This is a genomic window from Paenibacillus sp. FSL P4-0127 (genome assembly GCF_038007325.1).
Taxonomy (GTDB): Bacteria; Bacillota; Bacilli; order Paenibacillales; family Paenibacillaceae; genus Fontibacillus; species Fontibacillus macerans.
Genome location: NZ_JBBOWY010000001.1, coordinates 2,917,307 through 2,936,463, shown reverse-complemented (window position 1 = coordinate 2,936,463; position 19,157 = coordinate 2,917,307). Strand labels below are relative to the sequence as shown.

14 protein-coding genes are annotated in these 19,157 nt (G+C 57.0%); 2 read left to right on the top strand and 12 right to left on the bottom strand.

Annotated elements, in window-relative coordinates; genetic code table 11:
• Positions 1–960: 960 nt before the first annotated feature.
• From rhaD to rhaB, 3 genes are all read right to left on the bottom strand, one after another.
• The gene (gene rhaD, locus NYE74_RS13175; RefSeq protein ID WP_445323421.1) at positions 961–1,794 is read right to left on the bottom strand and encodes a rhamnulose-1-phosphate aldolase; all 834 of its coding nucleotides are present in this window, start codon (positions 1,792–1,794) and stop codon (positions 961–963) included.
• 257 nt (positions 1,795–2,051) lie between these two features.
• A complete protein-coding gene (gene rhaA / locus NYE74_RS13170; protein WP_328272663.1) occupies positions 2,052–3,311 on the bottom strand; it encodes an L-rhamnose isomerase in 1,260 nt (419 codons plus the stop codon).
• A 25-nt stretch (positions 3,312–3,336) separates the two neighbouring features.
• Positions 3,337–4,806: a rhamnulokinase gene (rhaB, locus tag NYE74_RS13165; protein ID WP_328272664.1), complete on the bottom strand. Its 1,470-nt coding sequence runs from the start codon at positions 4,804–4,806 to the stop codon at positions 3,337–3,339.
• 350 nt (positions 4,807–5,156) lie between these two features.
• Between rhaB and tnpB the strand changes: the two genes are divergently transcribed.
• Together tnpB and NYE74_RS13155 are read left to right on the top strand one after the other, a co-directional pair.
• Complete coding sequence (gene tnpB, locus NYE74_RS13160; protein ID WP_328272665.1) at positions 5,157–6,260, top strand: IS200/IS605 family element RNA-guided endonuclease TnpB; 1,104 nt, start codon at positions 5,157–5,159, stop codon at positions 6,258–6,260.
• Between the two features lie 194 nt (positions 6,261–6,454).
• A complete protein-coding gene (locus NYE74_RS13155) occupies positions 6,455–7,210 on the top strand; it encodes a DeoR/GlpR family DNA-binding transcription regulator (protein ID WP_328272666.1) in 756 nt (251 codons plus the stop codon).
• Here the strand turns inward: NYE74_RS13155 and NYE74_RS13150 are convergent.
• The 9 genes from NYE74_RS13150 to NYE74_RS13110 form a co-directional block, all read right to left on the bottom strand.
• Positions 7,207–7,938, bottom strand: coding sequence for a LutC/YkgG family protein (locus NYE74_RS13150; protein ID WP_341005313.1), 732 nt, complete (start codon positions 7,936–7,938; stop codon positions 7,207–7,209). The genes NYE74_RS13155 and NYE74_RS13150 overlap by 4 nt on opposite strands.
• Positions 7,931–9,577, bottom strand: a complete 1,647-nt coding sequence (locus NYE74_RS13145) for a LutB/LldF family L-lactate oxidation iron-sulfur protein (protein ID WP_340928514.1) — start codon at positions 9,575–9,577, stop codon at positions 7,931–7,933. Before NYE74_RS13145 ends, NYE74_RS13150 begins: the two co-directional genes overlap by 8 nt.
• Positions 9,574–10,302 (bottom strand): (Fe-S)-binding protein, encoded by a 729-nt coding sequence (locus NYE74_RS13140; RefSeq protein WP_328273783.1) that lies wholly within the window; start codon positions 10,300–10,302, stop codon positions 9,574–9,576. The genes NYE74_RS13145 and NYE74_RS13140 overlap by 4 nt, the downstream gene beginning before the upstream one ends.
• Positions 10,303–10,507: 205 nt before the next feature.
• On the bottom strand, positions 10,508–11,266 hold the full coding sequence (locus tag NYE74_RS13135) for a DeoR/GlpR family DNA-binding transcription regulator (RefSeq protein WP_340928516.1): 759 nt from the start codon (positions 11,264–11,266) through the stop codon (positions 10,508–10,510).
• 114 nt (positions 11,267–11,380) lie between these two features.
• Positions 11,381–13,462, bottom strand: coding sequence for a bifunctional aldolase/short-chain dehydrogenase (locus NYE74_RS13130; protein WP_340928517.1), 2,082 nt, complete (start codon positions 13,460–13,462; stop codon positions 11,381–11,383).
• Positions 13,463–13,948: 486 nt separating this feature from the next.
• A complete protein-coding gene (gene fucU, locus NYE74_RS13125) occupies positions 13,949–14,392 on the bottom strand; it encodes an L-fucose mutarotase (RefSeq protein WP_340928518.1) in 444 nt (147 codons plus the stop codon).
• A 46-nt stretch (positions 14,393–14,438) separates the two neighbouring features.
• Positions 14,439–16,007 carry a rhamnulokinase gene (locus tag NYE74_RS13120; RefSeq protein ID WP_340928520.1) on the bottom strand — a complete coding sequence of 523 codons (1,569 nt, stop codon included), beginning with the start codon at positions 16,005–16,007 and terminating at the stop codon, positions 14,439–14,441.
• A 17-nt stretch (positions 16,008–16,024) separates the two neighbouring features.
• Entirely contained in the window at positions 16,025–16,693 is a 669-nt protein-coding gene (locus NYE74_RS13115) for a class II aldolase/adducin family protein (protein WP_326044373.1), read from the bottom strand.
• Positions 16,694–17,240: 547 nt separating this feature from the next.
• Positions 17,241–19,031: an L-fucose isomerase gene (locus tag NYE74_RS13110; protein WP_341004850.1), complete on the bottom strand. Its 1,791-nt coding sequence runs from the start codon at positions 19,029–19,031 to the stop codon at positions 17,241–17,243.
• Positions 19,032–19,157 lie beyond the last annotated feature (126 nt).

Here is a 19,157-nt window from a genome sequence, read left to right as displayed (position 1 = left end):
TCTGGATCTGACTTCAACGCTGGGCGCAGGGGGAGGCTCTTTCCAATCTGTAGACGCTGCCCTAAACTCAACTTTCACAGCAAGAAATCGGCAGACAAGCCTTGATGTACCTTTTGCACCGTAGCCGCTCCGAGCAGTGTCCGAAATCAACGCCAGGTGAGGGGGCGGTCTAAAGGGTTCGTGTCTTGGTGGCTCTACCTTGGAGTCCCTGCCCGCTGCCTTTGCACGATTATCCCTTCGTTCAGGGGGCAGAAGTTGCTGCAGATGTGTGTGGCGATACCGGTGCTTCCCTACCGCCGGCTGATCGGGCGTCAAACGAATCCGCCCCTTGCGGCTGCAGCCTGATCGAGACGTTGGAACGGTGGAGGGGGAGTTTGATGCGGATCAACTTGATAGCTGGTAGTTAGCATGAACGGTATGGGGGTTAGCATGAACAGTCGGGCGTTGTTGCAGACGGAAGGGTTCAGGCTGAAGTAAAATCACGGTCTTTTCGTTTCCACCGCGTCTTGTCCTTGAATCTCAACTCTTGGTCTCCTGTATTGATCTCCTGTCCGGTCTGTTTCTTCTCCTATAAACCTGCTTCCCTCTCCCAAGACTGTCTCATTTTCTCGAATCGATCTGATTCTCCACCAAATATTTACTTTTATAGAGCTTGTCCATTTCCTTGCTACCTGATAAAACGGGATAATCATGCAAAGCACCCGGACAACGAGTGTTGATCTGCCGCCCACCCACCGGCCTTCCTTGTCCTCAAGCTTTCAAAGCCCTTCCGCGTTTCTTGCCACGATCGGTTGCCGGGGGCTAACTTCAAGTACGGTTTATAAGGTTGAGCCTGAAAAGAAAACTTTAATTCGTTTGGCAGTTGATTTAGGTCGGGCTGATGGTCTATCGTAATGAAAGACACCATAATGTCAAAAAAACGGACCCCCAAATCGGAGCCCGTTTTTCGGTGCACATCCTTTATTCCAATATCCCCGCGGCCGGCGTGACCCCAAACGCTTTAGCCAAATCAAGCAGCTGCGCATCGGTGATTCTTTGCTTGATCGGATGGTGCGCGACCAGCATGTAAATCTGCGCCGCCTTCTCCACCGTCTCAATCAGCCCAAACGTTTCGTCCATCGTGCGGCCGCTGCCGAATATCCCGTGCTGCGGCCAAATCACGACGCGATGATCGCGCATTTTGGCGGCGGTGGCCCGCCCGATTTCCGGGCTGCCCGGAACCATCCACGGCACGATGCCGACGCCGTCCGGAAACACAACCAGGCACTCCGTGCACATTTCCCACAGCGTTTTCGTCAGCTTTTTCTCGTCCAGATCATGGATGAACGTCATCGCCAGCGCGTTAGTGGCATGGCAGTGCATGACGATCCGGTGCTCAGGATCGGCCTTCAACCGTTCGATGTGGCTCATGAAATGCGAGGCCAGCTCGCTGGTCGGAACCGCGCCGTCGCGCAGTCCCCACAGCACGTCGACCCGCTCCCCGTCTGCGGCGACCCGCACGATGCCCAGGTTCGCTGCCGGATCGGAGATCACGTTCCGGAAATATTTGCCCGACCCTGTCACGACAAAATATTTGCCCGCCAGCTCCTTCACCGGAAAAGAAAGCGGAATGCTTCTCGTCTTCTCCCCTTGCCCGGCGCCAAGATATTTAAGCACCTCCGCCTCGTCCAGCAAATAACTGATATTGCCGCCGTTGCGTTCGTCCCAGCCCAGCCGCCACATATGGTACGTAATCTCCGCCATTTCCCGGACAAAAGGAATTTCCAAGTCCCGCGAAACCCGGCTTTTCTCCATCTCCGTTATCGTATTCACAGCAGGTTCTCTCCTTTTAGTTCGTGTTCAAAAAGTCGGCTTTTCAGCACCGAGAAGGTTGGATGAAGTTAGGGACGTCAGGAGCGGAGCGTACGTTTTGGGTACGTGAGCACCGGAAGGCCCGGCTGAATTCAAGATTCGACGTCGATTCCGCTTCTTGACCTGCTTCGTGATCAAAAGATGACTTTTTGAACAACCTCTTATATATTTTGAAAAAAATCCGTAAACGCCGCTTTACTTTACCCGCGAACCGCCAGGACGTTCTCTTCGTATTTTTTCACGTCCGCCAGCCACGCTTCTCTCACCGGAACGCCCTGCGCAGCGCAGAAATAATCCCAGATCGCCCCGTACGGATACGATTTGAATTCTTCGACCAGCGCCAGCCGGGACGTGTAATCGCCGGCCAACTCCAGCTCCTTCAACCGCTCGACCGGTTCCAGCATCGCGCGCAGCAGCGCTTTGAGCGTGTTCCGGGTGCCGATCACCCAAGCCGCGATATGGTTGATGCTGCCGTCGAAGAAGTCGAGTCCGATATGCGTGCGGTCCAGCAAATTGCCGCGAACGAGTTCCCGCGCGATATCCAGCAGCTCATCGTCCATCGTGACGACATGGTCGCTATCCCAGCGGACCGGACGGCTGACGTGCAGCAGCAATTGATCGCCGAACAGCAGCCAGGAAGACAGCTTATTCGAAATCGTTTCGGTCGGATGGAAATGGCCGGAATCGAAGCACACCGCTTTGCCTCTAGTCAGCGCGTAGCCCATATAAAATTCATGCGATCCGACGACGTAGCTTTCCGAGCCGATGCCAAACAGCTTGCTTTCGACGGCGTCGATGTTGTATTCCTCGCTGATCTCCTCGGCGAAAACCTCGTCAAGCGCTTCCTTCAGCCGCACCCGCGGCGACAGGCGGTCGACCGGGGAATCCTTGAAACCGTCGGGAATCCAGACATTTGTCACGCACGGCTGGCCAAGCGCTTTGCCGAACGATTCGGCGATTTTGCGCGAGGCTTTGCAGTGGTCGATCCAGAACCGGCGGATTTCCGGGTCGGGATGGCTGAGCGTAAACCCGTCTTTGGCTTTATCATGCGAAAAACATGTCGGGTTGAAATCGAGGCCAAGCCCCTGCTCCTTCGCCCAGTCAACCCATCCGGTAAAATGCCTTGGCTCCAAGACATCCAAATCCACGGTTTCGTCCGTGTCGGCGTAAATGGCATGCAGGTTCACCTTATGTTTTCCCGGAATCAGAGCGAACGCCTGCTCCAAATCTTTTCGCAGCTCTTCCGGCGTCCGCGCCCGGCCGGGATAGCTGCCGGTGACCGCGATGCCGCCGCTCAGTTCCTTGTCTTTGCTTAAAAATCCCCGGACGTCGTCCCCCTGCCAGCAGTGTACGGATACTTTGATCCGGGCGAGCTGCTTAAGCGCGCCTTCAACGTCAATCCCATGCTGTTCGTACAGCTTTTTGGCTTCGTTGTAGCTGTTTGCAATGCTTTGCTCCATCGTGTTCTCCTCCTCTTTTTTTCATTTATGGATGGACCGTCGGCGCCGTCAGCGCCGCGAACCGGCTGCGTGCCTCAGCGATCGCTTCCGGATCGACCGGCTGCGGGGCATAGCTGCGAACCGCAAAAGAGCGCCGGATGATTTCCCTGGCCTCGCCGATATTCGAGATAACGCCGCAGCTCACCATCTGCACGGCCAGATTGCCCAAAGCGGTCGACTCCGTCGGCCCCGCTTCCACCGCGATCCCCAGCACGTCCGCCGTCAGCTGGCATAACAGTTCGTTGTTGGCCCCGCCGCCGACGATATGCAGGGTGTTGATTTTTTCCCCGGTCAAACGTTCCAGCTCTTTAATGTAAAAATCATAAGATAAGGCCAGGCTGTCAAAAATGCACCTCGCCACCTCGCCCGGCGTATCCGGAACGGGTTGACCGGTTTCCGCGCAGTAACGCCGGATTTCCTCCGTCATTTGCCGGGGGTTGAGAAAGCGGTCGTCGTTGCAGGAAATCAGCGAACGGAAAGGCGAAACTTCCTCGGCCAGCGTAACGAGTTCGGCAAAGCTGTACTGTTTTCCGTAATCCTTGCGGACCTCCTGGATCAGCCACATACCCATGATGTTTTTCAAAAAGCGGTACGTCCCGTAGGCGCCCCATTCGTTCGTATAATTCCGCTCCATCGCCTCCTGCGTAGCCAGCGGCGCGTCCCGCTCCACACCGATCAGCGACCATGTTCCGCTGCTGAGGTACCCCCAGGATGCTCCGCTGGCCGGTACGCCAAGCACGGCGGAAGCCGTGTCGTGCGTTGCGGCGCAGATCAGCTCGCATTCGGGAAGATCGTGCGCCTGCATCAGCTCCGGCTTCAGCGGACCAAGCGGCGTTCCCGGTTCGGTCAAAGCGGGAAACTTCGCCCGCGGCAACCCGAGCAGGGCCAGCAATTCCGGATCGTAATCCCGGGTTTGCAGGTTCAGCATAGCCGTCGTCGAAGCGTTTGTCGTTTCATGAATCCGCCGCCCCGACAGCAAATAATACAAATAGTCCGGAACGAGCAGGATCTGCTCGGCGGCCGCCAGCTCGCGGCGGTCATGAGCGTACAATTGATACAGCGTATTAAAGGAGAGGTGTTGAATTCCGGTTTTGGCGTAGATTTCGGCAAACGGCATCTGCCGGTGGACCTCGTCCACGGCCTCATTCGTGCGGGGATCGCGGTAAGAGAACACGTCCCCGATCCGTTCGCCTTGGCTGTCCAGAAGCGCATAGTCCACGGCCCAGGTGTCGATGCCAAGCGTGCATTTTGCAATGCCGAGCCGTTTGGCCTCCGTCAGTCCCCGCAAAATTTCCCGGAACAAATGATCGAGATCCCAGTAAAAATGCCCGTTTTTCTCCGCAAAGCCGTTGTCGAACCGATGGATTTCCCGCAGCGTTATTAAACCGTCCCGCAGTTCTCCCGCAACCAGCCTCCCGCTGGAGGCGCCGATATCGACAGCGATATGATGATTCATCCCTTCAGCGCTCCTCGCTTTGAAATGTTGCCGATTTTTAAAACTTGCTTTCTTCAATCCCATCCTACGCCCGTTTTTCTGTGTTGTCAACGAAATAAAGATTGTTCGTGTTGTTTTATTTTTGTTTTTGTCTGATTTATGACATTGATCACGAGCTTTCGCAAACTCGCGACTTTAGTCATGAGTAAGAAAACTTCGGTTCAGGCATGTCATTTGACATGTCAATGAATCGACATGGTTGTTACGTATGGTAAAATTATTATGGCGATGAATCATCCTGTTTTGTTACTATGGTGAGCGAACAAACCAATCCGAAAGTATATTCAAGAATCAGAAAGTGAAGTGAGAGCATGCTTATCCATAAAGCCTATAAATTTCGCATTTATCCGAGCAAGGATCAGGCTGTTCTCATCAACAAGACGATCGGCTGTTCCCGTTTTGTATTTAACCACTTTTTGGGAGTATGGAATGAAGCTTACCGCAGCACAGGAAAAGGATTGTCGTATGCTGCATGTTCTGCTGAACTAACGAAATTGAAGCAAGAACTCGAATGGTTAAAAGAACCGGACAAGTTTTCTTTGCAAAATGCCTTGAAAAATCTGGCGGATTCGTTTAACCGGTTTTTTAAGAAACAAACTGACGCACCGAGATTTAAGAGTAAAAAGAATCCTGTACAGTCGTATCAAACCAACTATACCAATGGCAATATTTCGATCATAGGCAACAAGATGAAACTCCCTAAAATAGGGTTAGTAAGGTTTGCCAAGTCAAAAGAAGTAGAAGGTCGTATATTGCATACGACGATTAGGCGTAATCCTTCCGGCAAATACTTTGTTTCGCTGTTAGTGGAAACCGATGTACACCCCCTGCCAAAAACAAACCAAGAAGTCGGAATTGACTTGGGGCTAAAAGATTTCGCCACTCTATCCAGCGGTGAAATGTTTGAGAATCCAAAATTCCTACGGAAGATGGAACAAAAACTCATTCGGGAACAGCGGATTCTTTCCAGACCGGTGAAAGGTTCCTCGGGCTGGAATAAACAACGAGTGAAGGTCGCCCGAATCCATGAATGCATTGCTAACTGCCGAACAGACTACCTGCAAAAGCTATCAACACATATTGTCAAAAACCACGACATGATTGCGATTGAAGATTTGCAGGTGTCTAACCTGATGAAAAACCACAATCTGGCCAAAGCGATTGGTGAAGTGTCCTGGTATCAATTTAGAACGATACTTGAATATAAGGCAATGTGGTACGGACGTATCGTTGTTGCTGTAGGCCAAACCTTCGCCTCTTCTCAACTCTGTTCGTGTTGTGGTTACCAAAATAAAGAACTTAAAGACCTTCATATTCGGGAGTGGATATGTCCGGCCTGCCAAACCCGCCATGATCGGGATATCAATGCAAGCAAAAACATCCTTGCCGAAGGCAAGAGGCTCCTATCTGCGTAAATGCAGGAACCGCAGGAACTTCGGGGATAGCTTGGCGGCACATTATGTGCCAATTCTGTTCAGCAGAACGGACTACCCAAGAATCTCGCGGCTTTAGCCACGAGAGGTTCAAAAGGTTAAGGATTACCGCTATGATGAAATGGAAGACTAGGCCAATTTGGGGCCTTATAAAAAGAAATCCCGAGGTGAACGCCATGCTGGCGGCTGAACGAAAGCAAAAAATCATCGACCTGCTGCACCAGGACAAACGCGTGCTGGTGTCGGAATTAAGCCGGATGTTCGAGGTGACGGAAGAGACGATCCGCCGCGATCTCGAAAAGCTGGAAAAGGAGGGGATCGTCAACCGCACCTACGGCGGCGCCATGCTGGTCCTGCACACGAACGAGGATCTTCCGTATACGACCCGCAATACGCTGAACGTGGAGGTCAAGCGGCAAATCGCCCTGAAAGCGATGGACCTGATCCATGACGGCGATACGCTGATGGTTGACCCGAGCTCGACTTGTTTTGAGTTTTTGAAAACTTTGCCGCCGAAAAACAACGTCACCGTCATCACCAATTCCGTCAGCGTGCTGCAGGAATTCGCCGGCGCCGGGCTGCAGGTCATCTCGACCGGCGGTACGCTGCGCGGCCGCTCGCTGTCGCTGGTCGGGCCGACCGCCGAACAGACGGTGCAAAAATACAACGCCGACACCGCCATCATCAGCTGCAAAGGCATGTCGCTCGCCAAAGGCGTCTCCGATTCCAACGAGCCGGAATGCGAGCTCAAGAAGCATATGCTGCGCCATGCCGGCAAAGTGATCCTGCTCGCCGACCACACCAAATTCGACAAAACCGCCTTCGTCAAGCTGGCCGATTGGGAGCAGATCGATTATTTGATCACCGATCGCCGTCCATCCGAAACCTGGCTAAAGCTGCTGCGGGACAAAAATATCGAGGTGCTGTACTAACCGACCAGCAGGGCAAACACGACGCCGGGGCCGTGCACGCCGATCGTCAGGTCGTTTTCGATGTCCGCGGAGCGGCTCGGCCCGGAGATGAAATGGATGCCGGCCGGCAGGGCGGAGCGTCCCGCTTCGTCAAATTCGTCCAGCACCTCGCCGAGCCGTGTCTTCATCCGCCCGACGGGAACGACGGCGATCAGCACCGTCGGCAGCAGGCTGACCGAGCGGCCTTTTTCCGGGGACGATTTAACGACCAGGGAGCCGGTGTAAGCCACGGCGCAATCGGCCATCACGATGCCGAAGTCCGCCTCCGCGGCGCGGGCGATCCACGGCTCTTCGGCGCCTCCGTTCCACACCGACAGCCGGGCGCCGGAAGCGGCGAGCGCCCTTTCCAGCCCGAGTTCCGCCAGCGCGGGATCGTTTTGGCGCAAAATATACCGCGCCTTCATTTCCTCCGCTTTACCGAGCATAAACGTCTTGGCCGCTTCCATATCCGCCAGCCGCACCACATGCCCCCCGGCGCTCGTGAAGCTTTCCGCAAACCGGTTAAGCTTCTCCTCCGGACTCCACTCAAACTCCCGCCAGTAATCCGGCGCTCCCTTAAAAGCGCGCTGCGGAGCTTCCTGAAGTCTCGGCCGCTTCAGACGCCCGGCGATCCGGTTCATAAACTGCTCCTGCTTGGCGCGCGAATCCGCTTCCATTTCCTTGAGCCAACGGCCGTAGTCCTTATCCATCATACGTATGACCTTCTTTCATTACGGATGCCTGACCGGCCGGTTGCCAGCCTGAAGGCTGCTGCCCGCCGGCCGGACGTTTCTTCAGCGCGGCCTGCAGCCGCTCCTGCGTGTTCCGGCGCGCCGCCGGCTGCGCCGCTTGGGCCGCCGCGTTCAGCTCCCGCTCCAGCCCGCCCCAGCGCTCGCGGAACGGCTGCCGGTCCAAGCTCGGAGCGACGCGGTAGCTGTTCCAGCCCTTCAACGGGCCGATCCGCGCCGGGATTTCGCCGCCGCGCACGACGAGCTTTTGCGCAATGCGCCCGAGCTTCAGCGCCTGGTGAAACCGCTTGGAGTTCGCCATCACGGCGGCGAAGCCCTTCATCCCGGCGTTCTCCAGCTTGTTCCCGTAGCCCTGCTCGACCTTGCGTCTGCGCAAGTAGACAAGCATGTCATGCAGCGGGATTTTGACCGGGCAAGCTTCGTAACAAGCCCCGCACAGGCTGGAGGCCGAAGCGATGTCGTCCCATTCGGCCACATTGCGGTTGAGCGCCGGCGTCAGCACCGCCCCGATCGGGCCGCTGTACGTCCCGCCGTAGGCGTGGCCGCCGATGTGGCGGTACACCGGGCAGGCGTTCAGGCAGGCGCCGCAGCGGATGCAGTTCAGCAGCTCCTGGAACTCCGGATCGCCGAGCTGTTCGGAGCGCCCGTTGTCGAGGATGATGATGTGCATTTCTTCCGGACCGTCGCCATCGCCGGTTCGCCGCGGGCCGGTAATGCCGGACATGTAGACGGTCAGCTTTTGTCCCGTCGCCGAACGCGGCAGTAGCGTCGCCATCACTTCGAGATCGGTCCAGGACGGAATGATCCGTTCCATGCCCATAAAGGTGATCTGCGTTTTCGGCACGGTGGACACCATCCGCGCGTTGCCTTCGTTTTCGAACAGCACGATCGAGCCGGTCTCGGCGATGGCAAAATTGCAGCCGGTCATGCCGATGTCCGCCTCCAGAAATTTGGCGCGCAGCTTCCGCCGGACGAAACCGGCCAGCACGGCCGTATCGGGCGGCAGCTCCGCCCCCGCCTCGCGCGACAGCAGTTCGGCGATCTGGTAGCGGTTTTTATGAATCGCCGGGATTATGATATGGGACGGGGCCTCCCCGGCGAGCTGGATGATGTATTCGCCCAGGTCGGTTTCCACCGTCTCCACGCCGATGTTTTCCAGCGCTTTGTTGATATGCAGCTCCTCGCTGACCATCGACTTCGATTTGACCACAGAGCCGGCGTGCTTGCGCTCGGCGATCTCCAGGGCAATGCGGACCGCCCCCTCGCCGGTCGCGGCAAAATGGACGTGCGCACCGTTGGCCCGGGCCTGCTCGGCAAAACGGTTCAAGTAGTAGTCGAGATGGGCGATCGTATGCAGGCGGATTTGCCGCCCGCGCTCCCGCCATTCCTCCCAATGGCCGTGATCTGCGGACGCTTTCTTTTTCCCGTCCCGCAGCCGTTCCGTCGTAAAACGCACCGCTTTGCGCAAAAAATCGTTGTTCAGCGCCAGCTCCGCGCGCTTTTTGACCGTGGCAGGCTGGGGCCGGGTTTGGGTTTGGATTTGGACTAGAGTTTGAGTTTGAGCTTGGGCTTGCGAAGCTGTCGTGCTTCCCTGGTTCATGCTCCGCTCACCCCCTCGTACAGCAGTTCCGCCAGATGCATGACGCGCACCGGCTGCTTGCGGTAGCGTAAATTGCCGGCGATGTTCATCAGGCAGGCCATATCCAGCCCGGTCAGCACCTCCGCCTCCGTCTCCAGCACGTGGTCGGCTTTTTCCGTCACCATCGCCCCGGAGATGCCGGCCATCTTCACTGCAAACGTTCCGCCGAAGCCGCAGCAATCCTCCGCGAACGGAAGCGGAACCAGATCCAGTTCCCTGACGTTTTGCAGCAGCGCCATCGGTTCGTCCTTGATGCCCAGCAGCCGGATGCCGTGACAGGAAGGATGGTAAGTGACCTTATGCGGGAACACGGCGCCCAGGTCGGCAACGCCCAGCACCTGCACGAGAAACTGCGTAAACTCGTACGATTTGTTTTGCAGCTCCCGCGCCATCGCCAGCCGAACGGGATCGTTTTCGAACAGCTTGGGGTAATGGTGGATCATCCCGATGCACGACCCCGAGGGCGCAATGACAAAGTCGCTGTCCGCAAAAGCCTCCAGCAGCGTGGCCGCCGACTTCCGCGCCTCATCCCAGTACCCGCTGTTGAACGCCGGTTGTCCGCAGCACGTCTGCTTCGCAGGGAACTCCAGCTTGACGCCCAGCCTTGCAAGCAGCCGGGCCATCGCCTCGCCGATGCGCGGGTACACCGCGTCGCTGATGCAGGTGATAAACATCGACACCTTGATGTCCGGAGCGGCGGCCGAATCTGTCTTTTCCGCTGAATTTGTTACGATCTTCCCTATTTCCGTACGCACTCCATCGTCCGTTTGTTTGTCCATCTTAAGCACCTCCCATGCGTTTTTCTTGCCTGCCGGTGTTCGCAGCGTAGCGGATACTCCGGTCAATCCGCTCATCCGGTCAATCCGCTCATCCGCTCAAACCGAGATCAGCTTAAACCGAAACCAACTCGATCGACCGCTTGCCCAGCTCGCCCAAAACCGCTTCATCCGGCCGGTAATCGGTGATGATCGTATGCAGCCGCTCGGTCGGAGCCACATGGGCAAAAGACTGCTGCCCGAATTTGCTGGCATCGGCCAGCAGCACGACCTCGTCCGCGATGTCGATCATTTTCCGCTTGACCATCGCCTGCAGTTCGTTCGACTCGCTGATCCCGCGCTCGAGGTGGAACCCTTTGCATGATAAAAACAGCTTGTCGACGTGGTACGCGTCCAAAGAGCGCTCGGCGAGCGGCCCCACCCAGGACATCGAACGCCGCGCCAGCTGGCCGCCCGTGGAAATGACCTCGATCTGCTCCTTGTTCCCGAGCTCGGCGGCCACCTTCAGCGAATTGGTCAGCACGGTCAGCGGCATATCCGGCAAATCGGCCGCCATGTACCAGGCCGTCGTGCTTGCATCAAGCAAAATCCGCTCCCGGGGCTGAATCCGCTTCACCGCTTCGCGGGCGATTCTTTTTTTCTCCTCCGCCTGCATGACCTCGCGTTCGAAGTAAGGCGTCTCCGGCTGGTGGCCCTGCACACTGACCGCGCCGCCGTGGGAGCGGAGCAGCCGCCCCGCGCTTTCCAGCCGGTCCAGGTCCCGCCGGATCGTCTCCTCGGTCACCTGGCACAGCTCGCTCAGTTCCGACACGCGCATGCTGCCGCGTTCGTTGACGAGGCGGACGATTTTTTCATATCTCTCCGCAGCTAACATCTGCATCCTCCTGCCCTATCCTTTCTAGTTGAACGTTTTGAAAATAACGTGAGGTGCTGCCTGAGCCCCTCCGTGAACCCCCTCATAAAACTAGTCTTCATATTAGCAAACAAATTAGCGGACAAAAGCCGCCGGAACCCCGCCGTCGATCGTCAGCATGCAGCCGGTCGTTTTGGCCGCTTTCGACGAAGCGAAGAACGCCACGCCTTCGGCGATGTCGCGCGGATAAATGTTGACGAGCAGCGTCGTCCGCTTGCGGTAGTACTCCTCCAATTGATCCGGTTCGATGCCGTAGGCGGCGGCCCGCTCGTTGCGCCAGTTAGAGTTCCATATCGCCGAACCCTGCAAAATTGCATCCGGCAAAATCGTATTGACGCGGATGCCGATTTCCCCGCCCTCGGCGGCGATGCAGCGGGCCAAATGGGCTTCCAGCGCTTTGGCGGAGCTGTAGGCGGTGACGTTTTTCCCCGCATACACCGAGTTTTTCGAGCCGATGAACACCATGCTGCCGCCGGTATTTTGCTCCTTCATCTGTTTGAACGCTTCGCGGGCCACGAGAAAATATCCCGTGCCAAGCACGGAAATATTCAAATTCCATTCCTTTAGCGACGTTTCCGTGAACGGGCTGGAGGTGGCAAGTCCGGCGTTGTTGACGATGATGTCCACGCCCCCGTAGGCAAGCGCCGTTTCCGCATAGGCCGCCGCCACCTGGTCTTCCTGGGTTACGTCCATTTTGACCGCCAGCGCCCGGTTTTCCCCGAATTTGGCGTTGATTTCGGCGGCCACTTTTTGCGCGCCTTCCAGGTTGAGGTCCGCGAGCACAACATGAGCGCCTTCTTCTACCAAACGCCGTGCCGTTTCGCTGCCGATGCCGCCGGCCCCTCCGGTAATAAAAGCGACCTTGCGGGAGAATTCTGCTTCTGCGGGGGCAAGCGACAATTTGTACAGCTCCAGCGGCCAGTACTCTACGTTATAAGACTCGTTTTCGCTAAGCGACACGAAGCGGCCGAGCGCGGTCGCTCCTTTCATCACGGCGATCGCCCGGTGGTACAAAGCGCCGCTCAGCTTGGAGTTGGTCCAGCTTTTGCCGGTGTTCAGCATCCCGAGGCCGGGGATCAGGATCACGCGGGGAGCCGCGCCCGACATCACGTCATCCGCCTGCTTGTTGCGCTCAAAATAAGCCTGATACTGCTCTTTATAGGCCGCGATACCGTCCTTTAATTTGTTTTTCAGGCCATCGATATCGTCCGCGTCCGGCGTCCAGTCGACAAACAGCGGCACCACCTTGGTATGCACCAGGTGATCCGGGCAGGCGGCGCCGATTTGCGACAACTGCGCGGCGTTCCGGCTGCCGGTGAATTCCAGCACATCGGCTTCGTCGTCAAACGTGACGATCACCGGCTTGTCGCCGCTCGCCAGCCCCCTGACCAGCGGCATCACCGCCGCCGCGATCCGTTTGCGCTGCTCCGCCGGAAGCGGCTCGGCCTTAGCTCCGCCGAACACGCGGCCTTCCGCGGCCTGCGCCTGAACCTGCGCTTCAATGTATCGTTCCGCTTCATTGATGATCGCGACCGTTTTGGCGTAGCAGGCTTCCGGCGTATCGCCCCAGGTCACGAGCCCGTGCTTTTCCATCAGCACCAGCTCCGCTTCAGGGTTGGCCAGCACGCCTTCGGCGATCATTTTGGACAACGTGAAGCCCGGCCGGATATAAGGAACCCAGACGAAACGGCTGCCGTAAATTTCCCGGGCAATCTCTTTGCCGTTATCGGCGCAGCACAAACTGATGATCGCGTCCGGGTGGGTGTGATCCACATGCTTGAACGGCAAAAAAGCGTGCAGCAGCGTCTCGATTGACGCGCGCGGATGTTTAGCATCGATCATGCAGTTCGCCAGGTAAGCGACCATCTCCTCATCGGACATCTCCTCCCGCTCGAACAGCGGCCGGATATCGTCCATACGCAAGCCGGTGAAATTTCCCGCCTTCATCGTCGCCAGGTCCGATCCGCTGCCTTTTACCCACATCACCTCGACGTCGCGCCCGCGAAAATCTTTTTCGATCGTTTTGCTCGACGTGTTGCCTCCGCCCCAGTTGCATACCCGGCGGTCCACGCCCAGCAGGTTGGAGCGGTACACCAGCTCATCAAGTCCGGGAGTTAATGCCGCTGCTTTGGATGAATCCCATAAGTTCTGAACCATGTTTTTTCTTTACCTCCATTTTTGAATGTTTGTTTTTTTCTTTATTTTTGTTTGTTTTAATTTTAAACCATTTGTTTTGTTTTGGATATAGCGCTTTCAATAAAAAAATAAAAAAATCCTCCGTTCCCTTAACGGAAGATTTTCGAATCGGCCTGCCGATAACCGTAACAAAGTTCAGTTGCCCTACCGCCTGATTGGAAAAAATCCAATAGATTGACGAAAATCGGAGGCAATTTTGATCTCTAATTGAAAAATATCCAATAGATTTCGCTCAAAGCGCCCGTTTTTCACCGTGCCAAGCCGATTCTAGCACTGGCGTTGCATTTAAATCTGGCAAGATACATTTTCTGGGCTCACCAATATTCTAACGGTTGAATATAGCCGTGGGGATTTGCCGGTATTTTTTCAATTCTATTGGGTATTTCCAATTAGAACATTGCGTTGACCCCGGGATTGCGGGAATCAGCTATCTTGCTAGAGCAGCCTCTACGGGGCCTGAATGACGACGCCCTTTTTTAAAATCACGTTGGCATACAGCGCTTTTTCCCCGGTGGATACGATAGCGTAAGCCTGTTTGGCCCTTTCGTAAAAAGCGAACCGCTCCACCTCCTCGAAAGGGTCATTGTCGTCCACCGGATGGTACCGGCTTACAATTTCCCGGTATTTGTTCCAGATCGGCGTTTCCACCGCGTCCCCCGGTGTCACCGCCATTAAGGACACGGGCCGGTCGACATAAACATCGAGGGGAAACAGCGGCAGGATCGCCTCCAGCAGTTCGGGAATCCCGTGTCCGTCGCAGCGCACCAAACGCCGGGCATGGCTGGCCGCCGGAAAATTGCCGTCGGCGATGACGATTTCGTCCGAATGTCCCATCTCCATCAAAATTTTGATCAAATCCGGCGTGATCAAGCCGGAAATTCCTTTTAGCATACACCGGCCTCCCAAATTTCTTATAGCGAGTAAACGAACCGCCCACCTAGCTGCCGGAACGGGAACGGCCGCCGGTCGGGGAAGCGGCAAGCCGCAGATACCGCTCATAGGCTCTCGCCCATTCCGCCCGGCGCTCCGGGCTGCCCGGCTCGAAAGCTCGGAGCGGGAACGACGACTTCACCAGTTCCCGCCCCTCCCGCATATCTTTGATCCGGCCGGCGGCTCTGAACTGTACAAGCAGATTGCCGATCGCGCTCGCCTCCACCGGTCCGGCCCAGACCGGGCGTCCGATGGCGTCGGCCGTAAAGCCGCACAGCAGCTCGTTCTGAACGCCGCCGCCGACCATATGCAGGCCGGCAAAACGCGAGCCGGTCAGCGCCTCGGCCTGCTCCAGCACCTGCCGGTAGCGCAGCGCCAGGCTTTCCAGGATGCAGCGGACCGTGCCGCCGACCGAATCCGGCTCCGGCTGCCCGGTCTCCCGGCAGTAGCCGCGGATTTCCTCCGGCATGTCCGCCGGATTCATGAAGCGCAGGTCGTCCGGATCGATCAAGGAGCGCAGCGGCTTGGCCTCCTCCGCCAGCCTGACGAGTTCGGCAAACGTGAAGCTGTCGCCGCTTCCCTGCTCCCATTTGCGCTTGCATTCCTGGAAAATCCACAGCCCCATGATGTTTTTCAGCAAATGGAAGCTTCCGTCCACGCCGCCTTCATTGGAAAATTGCTGCTCGAACACCGCGGGCGTGAGCAATGGCCCAGGCATCTGCGTGCCGAGCAGCGACCAAGTGCCGCTGACCAGGTACGCGAAGGACGAGGACGCTGCCGGCACGGCCGCCGCGGCCGATTCCGTATCGTGCGAAGCGACGGCGACCACTTGGATCGGCGGCACGCCCAGCTCAGCGCAAACCTCGGCCGTAAGCTCGCCGATCACCGTCCCCGGCGGCACCGGTTCCGGAAAAATGTCCCCAGGCAAACCAAGCTCCTCCATCAGCTTCCGGTTCCAAGCGCCCCGTCCCGGGTCATAGAGCCCCGTAGTGGTCGCCATCGAAAATTCGCAGGACTGTTTTCCGGTGAGAAAATAGTTCAGCAAATCAGGCGTGAGCAGCAGAGTTGCAGCGTTGTCCAGCTTGGGGGAAGCGGCTTTCTTCATCGCGTAAAGCTGATATATCGTATTAAAGGGCATAAACTGCAGCCCGCTCTCGCGAAACAGCCGCTCCGGACCGGCCAGGGCGGATACTTCCTCCACCAATCCTTCGGTCTGCCGGTCCCGGTAATGGTACGGGATGCCCAGCAGCTCGCCGTTTTGGTCAAGGAGTCCGAAATCGACGCCCCAGGTATCGATGCCGCAGCTTTCCGGTTGGAAGCCGGCCTGAAAAGCTTTGCGAATCCCGTTTTTGATTTCCTGCAGCAGCCTCGGCGTATCCCAATGCAAATGGCTGCCGATTTGGACCGGAACGTTCGGAAAACGGTGGACTTCCGTAATTTTGAGCTTGCCTTGGCCTTGTGCGCCCTCCGCAACAAACTCGCCTATAATGGCGCGGCCGCTGCCCGCTCCCAAATCAAACGCCAAAACGCAAGGAAATGGAAGTCGCCGTTCGCTCACGTTCATAGACATGGACATGCTTAACGCACCTTCCGTTATTTCATTTTTTGCAGCAGCTGAATCCGGTAATCCTCGCTCTCCAGCGCGGCGATATCCGCCACTTCCCGATCGGTGAGCGGCACCGGCGTTCCCGCCGCCCGGGCGCTTAAATAAATCTTCGCGCTCTCCTCGACGACCTGGGTCCGATAGTACGCCTCGCGAAGATTCCGGCCGGTCGTTACAAGCCCATGGTTGCCCAGCAAAATCGAGCTTGCCTCGCCAACTTTGGCCGCCACGGCGTCAGCAAGCAGGTCGGTCGTCGGAATCAGGTACGGAATATACGCCGTCCGTCCGACCAGTGCGGCTTGATCCGGAAACATGATCGGCAGCTCCCGCTCGATCAGCGTAAAAGCGATGCAATTCGGCGGGTGAGTGTGCACCATGGCGCCGATATCGGGCTTTTGCCGGTATCCGTACAAATGCATAAGCACTTCCGATGACGGGCGCAGCCCGATATCCGTCACCTGCCCCGTCGGAATGTCCACTTCGATCCACTGCTCCGGCTCGATCTCCTCAAGGGCGAAACCGCTCGGCGACAAGTACATTTTATCTCCCGCCCGGGCGCTGATATTGCCCCCCGGCCCTACGACCAGCCCGTTTTCCACGATTTTGCGGGCGTATTTGCAAAGTTCCTGCCGGATTTCTCCGGCGTTATCCTGATCCATTTTTGCAATTCTCCTTTTGGGCTTAATATGTTGATTTTATCGGTCGAGTTGGCTTTTCGTCCTTTTGGTGTGTACTTTTGGCGAAAATGTCTTTCATAAGGTGGACACTTTGAAATCAGAAAAGTAATGTCCTCAAACCAATCTGTCTACTATATATAGAAACAAGTCTGTCCCTGCTCACCAAATATGGACACTTCTGCCTTACCATTCCCTATATACCTTATGTCCTCTTCTGAAAAGACAGTTTTGCATTTTGTCCTCTGTAAGAATACAGTATTGGCCCCTCCCGCCCATTGAGGACATCCACAGCGGTTTTCACCCCAGCTCCCGCAAAAGAGGGAGACTGTCAACTCCGAATCCTTCTTTGACTTGTGCGAAAGCATTGGGCCCCGGTTCCTCAGCGGAAACCGGGTTTCCGCCAAGCGAGATACTGAAGCTTGGCGCCCTGCCTTTATCTTGCGGCTGGGGATCCTTTGGGAGTGCGCTACCCGTTGCGCGAGCACCAGGGTAAGCGACGGACAACAGAGCCTCAGACTTATTCTCGGAGCTACTTGTATAGCGGTCCGAACGCCGTGCAGGCGCGGAAATCGGCGCTTTCCGCGTCTTCGGTGCCGAACAGGCCCCAGGCGCGCGGGCGGAAGATTTTCTCCTTCGGCACGTTGTGCATGCTGACCGGGATGCGCAGGATCGACGCCAGTGTGATCAAGTCGGCGCCGATGTGCCCGTAGCTGATCACGCCGTGATTGGCGCCCCAATGGTCCATGACGTCGTAAACGCTCGTAAACGCGCCGCTGCCGGTCAGGATCGGGGCGAACCAGGTCGACGGCCAAGTCGGGTCGGTCCGCTGGTCCAGCGTATCGTGTACGTGTTCCGGCAGATCGACCGAGTAACCTTCGGCGATTTGCAGCACCGGGCCGAGCCCCTTCACCAGATTGAGCCGCGCCATCGTCATCGGTATGCCGCCGCGGGTCAAATAATCGGTCGAGAACCCGCCGCCGCGAAAATATTCCACCGAAGCCGGGCGCCACTGCGTTGCTTTGAGCATGCGTTCGACTTCTTCCGCGCTGATTTCCCAGTACGGTTTGATCGCGGGCGCACCGTTTTTCGTCTGTTCGCCGGTGCCGTCCAGCGCTGCCGAGCCCGAATTGATCAAATGCAAAATACCGCCCGCCGCGCGGCCTTCCAGCTTATAGCCGGTCACCCGTTCCACGGAGGAAGGGCTCCAGTACGTGCGCACGTCGGCAAAAATCTGCGCCGTATTGGTCAGCAGGTACCCGAACAGCATGCCGACGCCGTTTAAGCTGTCGTTTTCCGTGGCCACTACATAAGGAGAACGCGTTCCGTTCCAATCAAACGACGAATTCAGCAGCGTCTCCATAAAATCCCCGTTCGGAAAATGATCCGTCCACTGGCGCTGCCCCTGGAATCCGGAGGCGATCGCATGATGACCCTGCGCTTCCTCCTCAAAGCCCAGCTCGGCCAGGCGCGGATTGCCGATCATCAGATCGCGCGCGATCAGCGTCATTTTGACGACCGTTTCCCATTCCCGATCCTTGCGCTCGCGGGACGTTTGCAGATGCTCCGGGTTGTTGTCCGGCCCTTCCTGGCAGTTGTTTTTCACCCAGTCCAGCGCCCGCTTGTATTCCTCGGGGTCAAAAATCTCCTCTTCGATCCGGCGCGTAAATTCGCTCATGTCAACGTATTCGTTCCGCATGCCCAGATATTCCTGGAAAAAGGAGTCGTTCACCATCGAACCCGCGATGCCCATCGATACCGATCCCATCGAGAGATAGGCCTGATCACGCATCATCGCCGCCGCCAACCCGCTGCGGGCAAAACGCAGCAGCTTCTCCTGCACATCGTCCGGAATCCGGTCGTCGCCTTCGTCCTGCACGTCTTCCCCGTAAATGCCGAACGCCGGCAGCCCTTTTTGCGCGTGCGCGGACAAGACCGCCGCCAGATAGACCGCCCCCGGCCGCCCGGTGCCGTTAAAGCCCCACACCGCTTTCGGAATCAGCGGGTCGGTATCCATCGTTTCCGTGCCATAACACCAGCAAGGGGGCACCGTGATTGACAGGCCGACTTCGGCTTGCTTGAATTTTTTTGCCGCGGCCGCCGCTTCCGCTACCCCGCCGATACATGTGTCGGCAATGACGCATTCCACCGGCCGGCCGTTCGGATAACGCAGCTCGGCGCTGAGCAGGCGCGCAACCGCCTTGGCCAGGTTCATCGTCTGTTCCTCAAGCGATTCGCGGACTCCTCGCCGTCTGCCGTCAATCGTCGGGCGAATGCCGATTTTCGGAAATCCGTTTCTCCATCTGTAATCGTTTTCAACCATACCTGTCCTGCCTCCTTGGCCTTGGAATATGGTCTCATTTTAAAATGAGCTAACCGGCTTCGTGAACCTACTATATTGCCTTATTCGCAGCACAAAACCGCAAAAAAGTGAACCTCTCCCGCAAGC